Annotated in this window: 13 protein-coding genes; 4 read left to right on the plus strand and 9 right to left on the minus strand. The window is 59.5% G+C overall.

Annotation, left to right across the window (positions count from 1 at the left end):
• Positions 1–691 precede the first annotated feature (691 nt).
• The 3 genes from IP81_RS08790 to IP81_RS08800 are packed head-to-tail and all read right to left on the minus strand — an operon-like array spanning position 692 to position 2,486.
• The gene (locus IP81_RS08790) at positions 692–1,108 is read right to left on the minus strand and encodes a hypothetical protein (protein WP_054107595.1); all 417 of its coding nucleotides are present in this window, start codon (positions 1,106–1,108) and stop codon (positions 692–694) included.
• Entirely contained in the window at positions 1,105–2,160 is a 1,056-nt protein-coding gene (locus IP81_RS08795) for a pesticin C-terminus-like muramidase (RefSeq protein WP_054107596.1), read from the minus strand. The genes IP81_RS08790 and IP81_RS08795 overlap by 4 nt, the downstream gene beginning before the upstream one ends.
• The gene (locus tag IP81_RS08800) at positions 2,157–2,486 is read right to left on the minus strand and encodes a hypothetical protein (protein ID WP_054107597.1); all 330 of its coding nucleotides are present in this window, start codon (positions 2,484–2,486) and stop codon (positions 2,157–2,159) included. The genes IP81_RS08795 and IP81_RS08800 overlap by 4 nt, the downstream gene beginning before the upstream one ends.
• 826 nt (positions 2,487–3,312) lie before the next feature.
• Here IP81_RS08800 and IP81_RS08805 point away from each other — a divergent pair.
• The gene (locus IP81_RS08805; RefSeq protein WP_054107598.1) at positions 3,313–3,924 is read left to right on the plus strand and encodes a hypothetical protein; all 612 of its coding nucleotides are present in this window, start codon (positions 3,313–3,315) and stop codon (positions 3,922–3,924) included.
• Between the two features lie 112 nt (positions 3,925–4,036).
• Positions 4,037–4,720 (plus strand): hypothetical protein, encoded by a 684-nt coding sequence (locus IP81_RS08810; protein WP_231626272.1) that lies wholly within the window; start codon positions 4,037–4,039, stop codon positions 4,718–4,720.
• 96 nt (positions 4,721–4,816) lie between these two features.
• Here IP81_RS08810 and IP81_RS08815 read toward each other — a convergent pair whose 3' ends face one another.
• The 4 genes from IP81_RS08815 to IP81_RS08830 all read right to left on the minus strand — a co-directional run bounded on the left by IP81_RS08815 (position 4,817) and on the right by IP81_RS08830 (position 6,969).
• Entirely contained in the window at positions 4,817–5,317 is a 501-nt protein-coding gene (locus IP81_RS08815; RefSeq protein WP_157573136.1) for a MarR family transcriptional regulator, read from the minus strand.
• A gap of 100 nt (positions 5,318–5,417) precedes the next feature.
• The gene (locus IP81_RS08820) at positions 5,418–5,876 is read right to left on the minus strand and encodes a hypothetical protein (protein WP_054107599.1); all 459 of its coding nucleotides are present in this window, start codon (positions 5,874–5,876) and stop codon (positions 5,418–5,420) included.
• A 32-nt stretch (positions 5,877–5,908) separates the two neighbouring features.
• Positions 5,909–6,268: a hypothetical protein gene (locus tag IP81_RS08825; RefSeq protein ID WP_157573137.1), complete on the minus strand. Its 360-nt coding sequence runs from the start codon at positions 6,266–6,268 to the stop codon at positions 5,909–5,911.
• A gap of 110 nt (positions 6,269–6,378) precedes the next feature.
• A complete protein-coding gene (locus tag IP81_RS08830) occupies positions 6,379–6,969 on the minus strand; it encodes a helix-turn-helix transcriptional regulator (RefSeq protein ID WP_054107758.1) in 591 nt (196 codons plus the stop codon).
• Positions 6,970–7,254: 285 nt separating this feature from the next.
• Between IP81_RS08830 and IP81_RS08835 the strand changes: the two genes are divergently transcribed.
• Together IP81_RS08835 and IP81_RS08840 are read left to right on the plus strand one after the other, a co-directional pair.
• Positions 7,255–8,838 (plus strand): sensor histidine kinase, encoded by a 1,584-nt coding sequence (locus IP81_RS08835; protein WP_054107601.1) that lies wholly within the window; start codon positions 7,255–7,257, stop codon positions 8,836–8,838.
• Positions 8,835–9,461: a response regulator transcription factor gene (locus IP81_RS08840; RefSeq protein ID WP_054107602.1), complete on the plus strand. Its 627-nt coding sequence runs from the start codon at positions 8,835–8,837 to the stop codon at positions 9,459–9,461. Before IP81_RS08835 ends, IP81_RS08840 begins: the two co-directional genes overlap by 4 nt.
• A 26-nt stretch (positions 9,462–9,487) precedes the next feature.
• Here IP81_RS08840 and IP81_RS08845 read toward each other — a convergent pair whose 3' ends face one another.
• Positions 9,488–10,897 (minus strand): efflux transporter outer membrane subunit, encoded by a 1,410-nt coding sequence (locus IP81_RS08845; protein WP_054107603.1) that lies wholly within the window; start codon positions 10,895–10,897, stop codon positions 9,488–9,490.
• Positions 10,894–14,034: an efflux RND transporter permease subunit gene (locus IP81_RS08850; RefSeq protein ID WP_054107604.1), complete on the minus strand. Its 3,141-nt coding sequence runs from the start codon at positions 14,032–14,034 to the stop codon at positions 10,894–10,896. The genes IP81_RS08845 and IP81_RS08850 overlap by 4 nt, the downstream gene beginning before the upstream one ends.
• Between the last annotated feature and the right edge of the window lie 4 nt (positions 14,035–14,038).

A 14,038-nucleotide genomic window follows, 5' to 3' on the forward strand; every position in this document is an offset into this window, starting at 1 on the left:
AAGGCCAAAGCCTCGCCGCCAGTCACATCAACGAACCGAAACGCTCCACCCGGACAAAAGGGCCGGGTTACTTTGGCGGATTACACCGGCGGTTTGACCCGCCCGCACGCACCGGCAATGTTCAGCTCTGCTCCACGAAACGGCATGACCGCTGCGGGAAGGTTGCGCCCTTAGTTGGATTCGGGGGTGGGGTCAAGGGTCGGTGGATGGGAGATCAATGGCACGTATGCTTCGTGGGAGCTTTACGCTCTAGTCCCGGCCCCCCAGTTGTCCCTTGACGTCCGCGGAATGGTGATATCTGCCGGGCCGGAAGACGTGGTCGGAGACTTAACCGGTCGTTCCTTCGCAAAATGTTGAGCGAAAGATTACACCCCAATGCTCGACGCTCAACGGTCGCCTGCCCAATCGCCCAAAGCGACTCGATCTCGGCAGGAAACGGATCAACAGATTCGCGACGTTTGCAATAGGTTACTTGGGCAGTAGGGGAAAAGAAGTGCCATTGTCAAAATCCGCTGAAGAGCCGCGGTTCAGAAGCGCGACACTGCCTGTCAGAACCTGCCAAAATCTTGGCGCTTTTTCTCATGAGCCGGTAGCCCTTTCGCACGATCAAAATTCAAACTGAGGCACTTCCCATGAGCCTTATTGAGAAAGCATGACGCCCGTTTAGCGCAACGCCTCTGGGGCGGCTTGTCTAGTGGGACCAAGGCTGGCCGACGTAAGCGCACTCCGAACCTGGCACGCCCTTCGCGTCGACCTTGCAGTACGGCACCAAGGCGATTAGCTGATCCCCTGCCTCGATCACCGCGAATAGCGCCTTGTTGTCGGGTGCCGATACATTGGCAAAACCAGTGGCATTGCGGATGCCGAGCGATGCGATAGCCAAGCGGATCACCCGTGGGAAGTCGCGGCTCTGGATGCTGCCGATCACCAGCTTCTCCGACTTGCCTGTAAACGGATCGCGGACAAACAACTGACCGTGATTGATGCTGATTATCTGCCCTTGATAGGGCAGGCCGTAGTCGTCGTTAATGCGCGTCTGGTCTTCGGGCGTGAGTGGAAGTGAGCTTACAAACCGACCGACCGTCCATACAAGTTTCTTGCCGCTCATCGCTGCCCCTCGTTCATACTCTCGCGCAGGTATGCGGCTTCCTTGTCGGTCCGGCCCTTGGCGAACCCGGCCTTGTCTGCCATCGCATCGAGCTGATCGGCGGCCTTGTCCCAGTCGCCGTCGAGCGCGGCGTCGTAGAAGCCTTTCGAAATCTTCTTCGTCGGCATGCCCGGTCCCTGCTGGTAGGTACGGGAGAGCAGCAAGGTCTGCTGCGCGGGCGTCAGGTCCTTGAAAGCCGGATCCGGGTTCGGGCCCATCGCTGTGTCATAGCTCGATTTCGCCATACTGAGGTGCTTGCGCTTGGCCCAGTTGTCAATGGCGTCGGCTTCGTCCTTCGACAGAGTAAGCGGGTGAGCCGAAAGGTAGTCGCACGCCGCCTGCTGCTTGAGGCCCATGTATGGTTTGAGCTTGTCAACCGTCTCCTGCGGCACGCCGCCCTTCGCCATTTCCTTGGCATACTTGTCGGGATCGTTAGTCTGGCCGACGTCCACTCCCGTCCCCAGCGTGACGCCGGAAATGTTGTCCTTCGCACCGGGCCACCATGCCACATAGGCATCGATATGCTGACCGCCTTCCCACTGCGACAGCTTGTCAAAATCGACGCTCGTGCCGTAGTCCTCGTTGACCTTCTTTGCCTTCTCGCCGACGAAATTGCCCTTCGTTCTGCCATTCGCAGGAACGCAGTAAGTGATCCGCTTCCGCTTTTTGCTTGGCGCAGCGGCCTTGCCCTTCGCCAGCGGGCATTTCTGCACTGGCTTGCGAGCAGTAGCCGAAGAGTTCATCACCGCCAAGATGGCGTCCTTTGCCTGCGCCATCAGGCCCTTCAGCCCTTGCCCCAAGGCATTGGCCGGGATCGAGTCCTTCGCGGCCAGCAACGCCAGCGTTTTCGGGCCAAGCTTGCCATCAGGCACAAGACCGTTGGCCTGCTGGAATTGTCGGAGCGCCTCCGTGGTTTGTGGGCCTATCCTGCCATCGGCGGTGCCCGTTGCATGGCCGAGCCGCTGCAGGCTGTGCTGCGCGATTTTGATTGCCCGGGGATCGGCGGTGCTCATAGCGTGGCGGCAACGCTGTCATATAGATCGAATATGGTGAAATCGACCTCAGCGTCCTCCATTCGATCGAGCATGGCATTGAGCGCGCCATCTGACCCGCAAATCACGTCAACGATTAACCATAGCGCGCCAAATGCTGCGACATCGGTCTCGGTCTCGTAGCCGGCATGTTCCGCCATCTCAATGATGCGGTCGAGTAGCGAGAGGGTTATGCCGCGGTCGAGGCGGTGCGAGAGTGGTGCCAGCGCCGAATGCAAGCGCGTAGTAAATTCATCGCGCCGTTCCCTTTCGAACACGCCAAATACCTTGTCTTCGATAACAATCATGACAGTCAACCCCGCAACGATTGCAACTGGCCTGCAGCGCGCAGGCGTGCCGAAAGCAACTCCGGAGCCTATTCTACACGCACGAAGCCGTGTTGCAATCGAGACCGGGGGCTAACGGCTGGTCGGCAGCACGGCGTCCAAGCGCACGCTATCCTGCAATGCCAAAAACACCGTCTTGATTTCGCCGGAGTTACGGTGGGGAAATTTCGGTAACAGGTGCAAAACCCCCTAACCAAACTACCACTTTGCCGAAATCGCAATTAACTGCCCTTCGCCCTCCTGTATCCGCATCCGGCGTCCGGCGGCGGCTTTTGTCGTAGTTGTAGGCTCACCTCCGGCCCCTCCCGCAAACGGAAGGGGGGAGAAACGTTGCTTATAAGGAATGCGCGGTTGGACTTGCCGAGGCCCGACGGGTTTTGGGTTTGATCCTCTGCTTGCCTCTTTTGCGCGACGTTTGGGATTTGGGCTGGTGTGGCGGGTGGATTCCCGCCTTCGCGGGAATGACGAAGGTAGGGGCTGGAATGGTGAAGATCGGGGTCGGGAATGATGGGGGACGGGCGCGTTCCCGGAGGGGTTGCTGGCGCAGTTTTGGGCGTTCTGGCACGCTCTGCTCCGAAATGGATTGAAGCTTCGGTTAGGTGAACTTACGCGCTTGGCTTGTGCAGATCCTTATGAAACAAGGGCTTATAACAAGGATCGGACAGCGAGGATCGATGCCCTGTTGGTTTGGAGGAAAATTCAATCGGATCCCCAACCTTCTTTTCGTGTTAAGTCACTGAATAATAAGTAACTTTCCTTTACAGCATGGTTTGTAATAGGAATAGTTATGGGATTTTCCCGATTTGATGCGCGAAGATTTTATCATCACGTAAGCTTAGCAGTTGCCACACTTTGTGCATTTTTCGCGTCTGTTGAGCGCGCAGACGCAACGGAATTCCTCTCCGGCATTTCCGGTATTTCGGCAGAGAATCCTGCTTTCATCTTGAAACCTGTCATGGGCGAGAGTGCATTGGCATCTTCGGACGCTCCGGCAGGTGCGTTCGGGCCATCCGATACGGTCAAACAACCAACCCCTGGCCTGCCGCAGTCCGCTAACGAGGTGCTTGACCCCGAACTGGACGCGCAGCGGATCAGACGCCGGAAAGTGAGGACCATTGAGCGACTTGAAATCGCGTATCAATTGCTGGGAGTGCTTGATGCCGCACAGACCATCAGTTGTGTGGACAAGCCGAACTGCCGCGAGCTCAACCCCCTGCTGGGCAGCAGGCCCTCTGTCGCCCGCATTGTCGGCTTCAAGCTGGCAGCCGGGCTGCTGCATTATGCTGCGATGCGCAGGGAAGTCAGGCAAGACAGGCTGGTTTCGGCACTTCGCTTCGAGATCCTCTCAATCTCGGTGCAGGGTATCATATGTGGATTGAACTTCAGACACGCGTTCTGACGATCTGGCGCAAACGGCAGCAGGCTTTTGGAGCAGCACGGTGCGCATGATGGGAAAAGGCAGGTGATGATTTCGCTTTCCTACAACTAACCATATAGGTTATTTGCTACTCATGAGCGAGAAACAGAGCGAGACTGTGTGTGCTTCGGTGAGGCCGGGGCGGCGGACGTCGGTGGTGGCGTTTTCGGAGGTGGTGGTGGAGGATGATCCGCTGTTGCGGTTTGATGCCTATTTGCATGCCGTCCCACGGCGCAATTCGATCACGCCTGACAAACAGCGCGCGTTTGTGGCGGCGTTGGCGGCGACGGGGATTGTGACGCAGGCGGCGCGAAGCATCGGAGTTAGCCTGGAATCGCTGTACAAGTTGCGCAACCGTGCGGGGGCTGAGGGCTTTTCGGCGGCCTGGGATGCCGCGCTGGACCGGGGCTTCAGCCGGTTAGAGGATTGCGCGCTGGAACGGGCGATTGCAGGCGAGGATCGGCCTGTCGTTTCGGACGGACAGGTGGTCGCCACGTGGAAACGCTATGATACGGCGCTTTTGACGTTCCTGCTGAAGACGCGGCGCTCGGCGCGCTATGGCGGAGGGCGCGACGGTGCAGTAGCTGTCAAGGATCTGAAACCCGGCCATCCGGTCTATGACCGACTGCGCCGCGCGTGGGCGGGCGAGCGCAATGAGGACATCAAGGAAGTACGCGCTTCGATCCATCGCAAATTGCTGGAGCTGCGCGCGCAGGTTTTGGCACGGCGGGCGGCGGCTGAAGCGGCGGCGGATGATCCCGAGACAAGGCCCTGTTGAGCGCGGCGGTGCTGAGCGCGGCACAGCTTTTGCCGGAAGGCACCCGGTCGGCCGGACGGAGGGGGTGCATTTACCGTCCGGCCTTCCGGGGAACTGTTATTCGCTTTCTGGCGGCGTATCAGCGATGTGGATAGCGCGCGAGAAATTGGCGTAAATGCTGGCGAAAGTGGCGTCCATTGCCGCCAATCCCTGCAGGGTGAGGCGGACGAAAGTGCGGCGCCCATCGCGGCCATCGTCTTCGCGTTCGACCAGAGCGCGCGATTCGAGAATGCGGAGCCAGCGCAGCGCCGTGGTGGGCGGCACATGCGCGCCCAGGCACGAGCTGGTGGTAGGGACGCGGCGGTCTTCGCGATGGGCGATATAGAGATCGATCAGGATATCCCACGTAGGCTCGCCAAACAGATCGGCGGGCAGGAAGCGGTGACGGCGGCGGCGTTCGGCATAGACCTCGCGCGCGATGGTGAGGTGGCGGGCCGCAGTGGCAGGGTCGATGGCCATGACCGGCGTGACCGGTTCAACGAGGCCCCGTTTGCTTGTGGCTTGCGCCTTCGGTGTGGCTTGCACTGTAGTGGTGGCACGCATAGAGCGGACAGTCATAGTAATGCTCCCCCATGAACAGGCTGTCATGGTAACTGTTCAAACAATTTTGACGCAGACCGGTCCCTTCCCCAAGGTTCCGGTCCGTTCGTGCGGGCGATCAGGCCCAGCTTCGATCAAGGCGCCAAGCGTTGTAATTGCCGATCCGTTCCTGGCGGCGCAGATGCGCAAAAGTGCCAAGAAACAGAGCAACAGCCTGAACGGTTAGCGGCATCTGGGTCATCGCGAAGTAGCCATAGCGAACCAGCGAGAGTTCGATGATCTTCGACGAGTGCCCGAGGACGACGATAATCTGGGCAGCACTGACCCACATTGGCCAGCCTCGATTGGCGCGCAAGGCAATCCACATCAGGACAATCATTGACCAGACATCGATCACCAGATGGCCGGGGTTAACCAGAAAGAACACCGGTTCCCCGAACATCGCGTGGTTGAACACATCAAGGACTGCGGTGGCCAGCAACACGCCCGCGACAAGTCGCTCGGGCTCGCCTCCCTTGCGGAGGGCGAATATGACGATGGCCGCAACCGCGAAGCGGAGTGTCCAAATCAGCATCATAGGCCGATGCCAGTCACCACGGCCGCCCTACTTCAGGAAGCGTTGACCAAGGCGACCGTGCTTTCTGCAGGCAGAGCACCGCGGGCTGGGCAATCATCAACCAGCAAACTGCCGGATTCACGGCCCACATCGAGCAGCCTGCCATGGACGCGGGCGATTTCGTTGCTGGCATCGAGCATCGACTTCTGGCTGGCGACGAGACGCAGCAACGCTTCTTGTCCGGTAAAGGCACCAACCGAGGTTTCGCGGCGGGCGCGGACCATGGTGGCGAGCAGATTGGCCTGACGGATCAGCGCTTCGTCAATGGCAGCTTCGGCTTCGTGAAGATCGCGAGTGATGCGCATGCCATGGATGGCGACTTGGTTGCTGTTGCTTGTGGCAGTATTTTTCATCGTTGCTCCCGCCTGCACCGTGTGGCGCAGGTCCTTGTTCAAAGGCATCAGCGCCCCCGCGCTGTTGCCATAGTTGACGGATGGAGACGATCTGCTTGGCCTTGCGGCAATCACCGGTCAAGCAAGGAGGACAATTGGGCAAACATGCTCAACCCTCCCAGCACGATGATGATCAGGAACACCGTGATGGCAGCGATATAACCCAGCCGCATCAAGGTGCCGTTTGGCCCGTCGAACATCTCCGGAAGAACGCGGTGATATACGGCCTGCCCTGCCATGCCTGGGGTTTCCCCCGGCATCGCCAGAACCTGTGCCAAACCTTCGATCCCAGACGTTTGCAGCGTTGGAGACGCTTCAATCGTTGGAGGCGTGGCCCGGGTCCCGGGCAGGTCGACTACCTCGTCTTCCTGCCTTGAGTTTTCGGCGGGAAGCGGCGGAAAACCTATATGGGAAAGTTGATATACGGGTTGTTCGTATGTTTCGAGGAGGCTGCGATAGGCGTGAGCGACTTCGCCGCGCGAGGCCACGCCCAGCTTGCCGCGCGCCAACATGATGCGCTGGTCCACGGTATGCGGGGAAATACCGAGCAATCGAGAGATTTCTTTGGACGTTTTGTGCTGGATCAGCAGGTCCAGAACTTCACGCTGCTTGGCGGTCAAAGCGACCAACGGATTCTCAGTCAGCTCTTTATCTACCATCATTTCATGCGCACCCCGGCGGGCCATTTCCCATGACAAAGGTTAACGACCCGTCACGCATTTTTACAGCATTTGCCCCGGTTATCCAAACAAACTTTGGGTAAATTTATACTTTACAATAAAATTGCCGATATCAGAGCCAAAATGGTGATAATACTCACATACAACGGTTTGCCTGTGCTTCCTTCGGTTACCCATGCAAAATATGCGAGTCGAATCACGGAGCGGAGTTTGTATAAAAGTGCGTTAATAAGGCGGACCGGCAGGGTTATTTCAACGGCGCGCGCAGTGCTTGCACTGCTCTTTTTGCTCGTGATCTGGGTTGATCCTGCTGTCCCTTTGCACGGTGACTTGGGAAATTTGCTGTATGTCAGCCTGTATCTGTTGTGGACTGCCTTCCTGATGATCGTGGCGTGGCGCAGTTGGTGGTTCGACTTTCGCCTGGCCACTATCGCACAAAGCATTGATATAATTATATTTCTTGCAGCAATTTATGTTACCGAAAACCGCTTTACAGAATTTCAAAGCCCTTTTCTGGCGTTCGCGGCCTTTTTGCTGGTAGCAGCGATGACCCGTTGGAGCTGGCGTGCAACCGCCGTTACGGCGATAATAGTGTTAACGGCCAATCTCGCCATTGGCCTGACCATGGTCCAGTTGGGCCTCGACATCGACCTGTTCCGTTTTGCCCGCCGCACTGCCTATATGATCGTACTGTCGAGCATTCTGATCTGGCTTAGTCTTTCGCGTGGTGGCGGCCGGGTGATGCCATTTTCCGAGCCGCCGGGACTGCTGGGCGGGCGACGCGAGCAATTGTTGGATAGCGCGCTGGCGCTGATCGCATCTGCCTTGGGCGCGCGGCAAGTGGTTCTGGCGTTTTCCGCAAATGAAGAGCCTTGGGTAGAATTCCGGCATCGCACACCTGCGGGCATCACAGTCCACCGCGCAGGTCCGGGCGATTTTGGCGATCAGTTGACCTCTCATATGCCGACAGCCTTGTTCAATATTGCGAAATCCCGGATGATTGGATTTGAAGATCCGGGCGTTGTGGCGTGGAACGCGCCCGTCCAGTCCCAACTTGCGCACAGTTACGGGATCAATGAAGGCGTGCTGGTTCCGCTGCAAAGCGCAACCGGCGGCGGCCATATCATCGCATGGGATTGCGAAACACTCAGCGTGGATGATCTTGCCATGCTGCGCGCGCTAGGGGACCAGATCGGCCATGCGCTTGACAGAGACGAGATGGCAAGCCTTGCCCGGAGCGCGGCGGAAAGCGGTGTGCGCCATGCCGTGGCACGCGACCTGCACGATAGTGTGGCACAGTTTCTGGCAGGAACCCTGTTCCGGCTGGAAGCCCTGCGCCGCTGGATCCGCGAGGGCCATGATCCCGAGGGCGAAATCGATTCCATCAAGAATGCCTTGCGCCGCGAACAAATCCAACTTCGCCAGTTGATCGAGCGCTTGCGGCGGGGCGAAGAAGGCGATCGCCGCACCGAGATTGCCGATGAAATGCGCGATCTGCTTACCGAGGCAGGAGCCCATTGGCACATTGAAACCGAACTGGTCCTGCCCGATCATCCGCAATGGGTCTCGGTGCAACTTTCGCACGAAATCAGGCAACTGGTGCGCGAGGCAATTGCCAATGCCGTTCGCCATGGCAAGTGCCACAAAGTTTGCGTCACTTTATCCGACGAGGACGGCGTGCTGCAACTGACCATTGCCGACGATGGCATCGGCTTTCCCGACCACCCCAACCCGATCCTCCCGCGTTCCATCAGCGAACGCGTGGCAGCGCTGGGCGGACAATTCCATGTTGCCAGCACCACCAGCGGTGCGCGTCTTGATATTGCTATCCATTCCGGAGAATTTGCATGATCCCCGTTCTCGTCGCTGACGACCATGGCTTTATCCGGGCAGGCGTGGAAGCCGTGCTGCGCGGCACACGGTTTTCCGTTGTGGCGGCCACCGCCAGCGGCGAGGAAACGCTGGCCGCAATCAAGACACATAATCCCCAGATCGTGCTGCTGGATATCAACATGCCAGGCATGAATGGCGTCCAGGCGCTGGAATCACTGCGCGAACGCGGCGACAACCGGGCTGTGGTGCTGCTAACCGCCGAGATCAACAATGACCAACTAATGTCGGTCATGCGGGCTGGCGTGGACGGGATCATTTCAAAGGATGGTGCCGAAGACGAATTGGTGAACGTACTGGATCGAGTGCATTCTGGCGAAAAAGCGATTGCACCGAACTTTTTGCAACGTGCGCTGGACTTGACGCTTAGGCCTGATTCCCAAGGCCCACTGGGTAAGCTGAGCGTCCGCGAACGCAAGATCGCAGCATTGGTGGCACGCGGAATGCGCAACCGTGAGATCGGCGTGGAAATGGGCATCGGCGAAGGCACGGTGAAAGTGTACCTTCATGCCGTATATCAGAAGCTGAACATCGAGAACCGGACCGAACTGGCGCTGCTGGCGGTGAGTGAGCGGGTTGGGTAGGCCGGGGGATTAAATGGGGACTGTCCCTATTTTTGCGGGATCAGGGTTTGGTCTTGTAGACCACCGCCGAGGGCACGGTATAGCTCTACCATGTTGGCGGCTTTGATCAGGCGGGCCGAGACGAGCGATTGGCGCGCGTTATAGTACGTGCGCTGGGCGTCGAGCGGTTCGAGGTAATTGGCGATGCCCGCGTTATAGCGCGCTGTGGACAGCCGGTAGGCCGTGGCAGCGTTGGCTTCGAGCGAGACTTGCGCAGTGATCCGATCATCGATGGTGCCGCGCCGCGCGAGGGCATCGGCGACTTCGCGAAAGGCGTTCTGGATTGCGCCTTCATACGTGGCGAGCGCGGCTTCGCGCGAGGCTTTGGCAGCTTTGAGGTTATTGGCCGTGGCACCGCCATCGAAAATGCGCTGGCGCAAGGCGACGTTGGCGGTCTTCTGGAAATCGCCGCTTTCAAGAATCTTGAGCAAGCCAGCGCTGGCAAAACCGAACAAGCCGGTGAGCGAGAGCGTGGGGAAGAAGGCCGCGCGGGCAACGCCGATATCGGCATATGTGGCGCGCAAGGCGTGTTCGGCGGACATCACATCCGGGCGGCGCAGCAGGACATCAGAGGAAAGACCAACCGGCAGCACGGCCAGAGTTTGATCGCCTGTGCCCAGCGTTGTGGGCAAGAGATCATCGCGAAGCGGGCCGCCGGTGAGCAATTCCAAGGCATTGCGCGCCTGGGCCAGATCAGTGGTGAAATCGGCCACGGCAGTTTGGGCAGTGTTGAGCTGGGCGGTGGCATTGGCGACTTCGAGTTTCGTGCCAATGCCGTTGGCTTCGCGGCGGACGGTGATGGCCAGCGTTTCCTGCCGGGTGACGAGCGTTTCTTGGGCGATGCGCAAAGCGTCTGCCGTGGCGGCATGGGTAAGCCAGGCGCTGGCGGTTTCGGCGATCAGCGCGATCTGCGTGGATTTACGGCCTTCGTCTGTGGCGAGATAGCGCTGGAAGGATGCTGCGCCCAGATTGCGCAAGCGGCCCCACATATCGATTTCATAGGCGCTGGCCCCCGCCTGAACGAGGAAGTTATCAGTAACGCGGCCTTGGGTGCCCTGCACGGCTGAAAGCGTGCCGCCGCCGTTGACGATGGGGAACAGCGCTGCGCGGTTGACCCGGTAAATGGCCCTTGCCCGTTCGACATTGGCCAGTGCAACGCGCAGATCGCGGTTATCGGCAAGCGATTTGGCGATGACCTGCTGAAGACGCGGATCGGTGAAGAAGACCCGCCAGCCGAGCGCATCGGCGGTGGTTTGATCGCCCGAGGCCGCAGGATAGGCCGGACCTTGTGGCAGCGCCGAAGGCACGGGTGCTTCGGCGCGGGTATATTTGGGCGCAAGGTTGCAGGCGGCCAGCGCCAGCGCGGGGAGCGTAGCGAAGAGGGCGCGCAGCTTCATGCTGGTTGCTCCTGCGCTTGATCGGAAGTTGGCGTGCCGTCTTTGCGTTTGAACAGGCCCTTCACCAGCACGAAAAACAGCGGGACGAGGAAGATGGCCAGCAGCGTGGCCGAGAGCATGCCGCCCATCACGCCGGTGCCGATGGCTTGGCGGCCATTGGCCCCTGCCCCGCTGGCCGTGGCCAAAGGCAGAACCCCGGCGATGAACGCCACACTGGTCATGATGATCGGGCGCAGACGCAGGCGCGCGCCTTCCAGCGCGGCGGCAACCGGTTCAACCCCGCGCTGCATCGCCGCTTCAGCAAATTCCACGATCAGAATGGCGTTCTTGGCGGACAGGCCGATGGTGGTGAGTAACGCCACCTGAAAATAGATGTCATTGCTGAACCCGCGAATAGTAACCGCCAGAACTGCGCCGATGATGCCCAGCGGGATCACCATCAGCACCGCCACCGGCACGGACCAGCTTTCATAAAGCGCGGCAAGGCACAGGAAGATGAAGAAGATCGACGCGGCATAGAGCAAGGTGGACTGGCTGGACGCCGCGCGTTCCTGAAACGACAGGCCGCTCCATGCGACAGCGAAATTGCCGGGAAGGTTGGCGGCATTGTCTTCCATAATCTGCATCGCCTCGCCCGAGCTGATGCCCGGAGAGCCTGCGCCCTGCAATTGCTGCGCGGCCACGCCATTGATGCGATCCAGCCGCACCGCGCCCTGTGTCCAGCGCGAGGAGGCAAAGGCCGAGAACGGCGCCATCTGGCCATCGCTGCTGCGCACGAACCATTGGCCGAGGTCTGACGGTTCATTGCGATAGGAGGCATCGCCCTGCACGAACACGCGTTTGACGCGGCCACGATCGACAAAATCGTTCACGTAAAGGCCGCCCCACGCGATGGACAGGGTGGAATTGACGCTGGCTGGCGTTATCTGGAAGGCGGTGAGCGCCTGATCATCGATATCGATTTTGAGCTGAGGGGTATCTTCAAGCCCGTTGAGGCGGACTTGCGCCAGACGTTCATCCTCGCCCGCAAGCTTGGCGAGCTGGCGGCGCGCGGCGTTGAGCGCTTCGCGCCCGGCACCGGCGGCATCCTGCAACCACATTTCAAAACCGCCCGAATTGCCGAGGCCCCGGATCGGTGGCGGATCAAGCACGAAGATTTGCGCATCGCGCGATTTGCGGAAGTGCGCGTTGAGGCGTTCGGCAACGGCGGCGGCAGAGCGGTCCTTGCCTTTGCGTTCATCCCAATCGGTGAGCAGCATGAACCCCTGCCCCGCGTTCTGGGCCGAGCCGGATTGACCGCGCCCCATGATCACGAACACGGCCTTGACGTTTTCCTTTTCAGCCTCGCGGATATAGCGCGAAATCTCGGTCGCGACGGCCCGGGTCTGTTCAGAGGTGGAGCCAACCGGGAGCTGGTAGCTGAGCGAGAGGCTGCCCTGATCTTCCGATGGCAGGAAGCTGGTGGGCAAGCGGACATAAAGCAGAACCATCGCGATGCAGATGGCCGCAAAAACGCCCAACCAGGGCGCTGGCCTTCCGACAATCCGCGCAAGACGAGTGCGGTAGCGACCTTCGAGGCTGGCATAGCCGCTGTTGAACTTCGAAAAGAAGCGGCCCTTGGGCTTTTCATGATCGCCATCGGGCTTGAGCAGCGTGGCGCAAAGCGCAGGGGTGAAGATGAGGGCAACCAGCACCGAGAGCACCATGGCCGAGACGATGGTGACCGAAAACTGGCGGTAGATCGCGCCGGTTGAACCGCCGAAGAAGGCCATGGGCACGAACACCGCCGTCAGCACGAGGGTGATGCCAATCAGCGCCGAGGTGATTTCCTCCATCGATTTGACCGTAGCCTCCAGCGGCCCGAGCTTTTCTTCATGCATCACGCGTTCGACGTTTTCGACAACGACGATGGCATCATCGACGAGCAGGCCGATGGCGAGAACCAGCCCAAACATTGTGAGCGTGTTGATTGTATAGCCTGCCAGCGAGAGAATGCCGAAGGTGCCGAGCAGCACCACGGGCACGGCGATGGCGGGGATTAGCGTGGCACGCCAGCTTTGCAGGAACACGAACATCACGATCACAACGAGGATGATCGCCTCGCCCAATGACCAGACGACCTCCTCAATCGAGATCTTGACGAAGGTGCTGCTGTCACGCGGGAAGGCGATGGTATATCCGGGCGGAAGGTCCTTAGAGAGGTCTTCGACGGTTTCCTTGACCAATTGCGCGGTGAGCATCGCATTGGCGCCCGAGGCCAGATTGACCGAGAGGCCGGTGGCGGGCATGCCATTAAAGCGACTGAGAGAGCCGTAGTTTTCCTCGCCCATTTCAATGCGGGCGACGTCTTTGAGCTTTACGACCGAGCCATCGACGTTGGTTTTGACGACGATGTTTTCAAACTGTTCGGGCGTTTCAAGGCGTGAGCGCGCGGTGACCGTGGCATTGAGGCGCTGGCCATCGGGCGACGGATTGGCCCCGATCTCCCCTGCCGCCACTTGCGTGTTCTGCGCTTGCAGAGCGGCGGTGATGTCTGCCGGGATCAATTGTACCGCCGCCAGCCGAAGCGGATCGAGCCAGACGCGCATCGCGAAGGAACCGCCGAACACTTGCGTAGCGCCGACGCCTTCGATGCGCGAGATCGGGTCCTGGAAATGGGTGGTCAGGTAATCGGAAATGTCGGAATTGGTGGCGCGTCCGGTCTTGTCATAGATCGAGACGATCATGAGCTGGTCGGTCTGCGCCTTGTTGACGTTGACGCCCTGCTGCTGGACCACGGCGGGAAGCCGGTTGATCGCGCGCGAGATGGCATTTTGCACCTGCACTTGCGCGGTATCGGGATCGGTGCCCTTTTCGAACGTGACGGTGATGCTGGCCGAGCCGTTAGACGAGTTTGCGGTGAAATAGAGCAGACCATCAAGGCCTTTGAGCTGTTGCTCAAGAACCTGGGTGACGCTGTTTTCAACCGTCGAGGCATCAGCGCCGCCGTATGTTGCATTGATCGAGACGGTGGGCGGCGCGATATCGGGGTATTGTTCGACGCCCATGGTAGAGACGGCAAACAGGCCCGCCGCCATGATGAAAATGGCCAGCACCCATGCAAAAATCGGGCGATGCGCAAAGAACCGGGATATCATCGGC

The sequence above is a fragment of the Novosphingobium sp. AAP83 genome (assembly GCF_001295795.1).
GTDB lineage: Bacteria > Pseudomonadota > Alphaproteobacteria > Sphingomonadales > Sphingomonadaceae > Novosphingobium.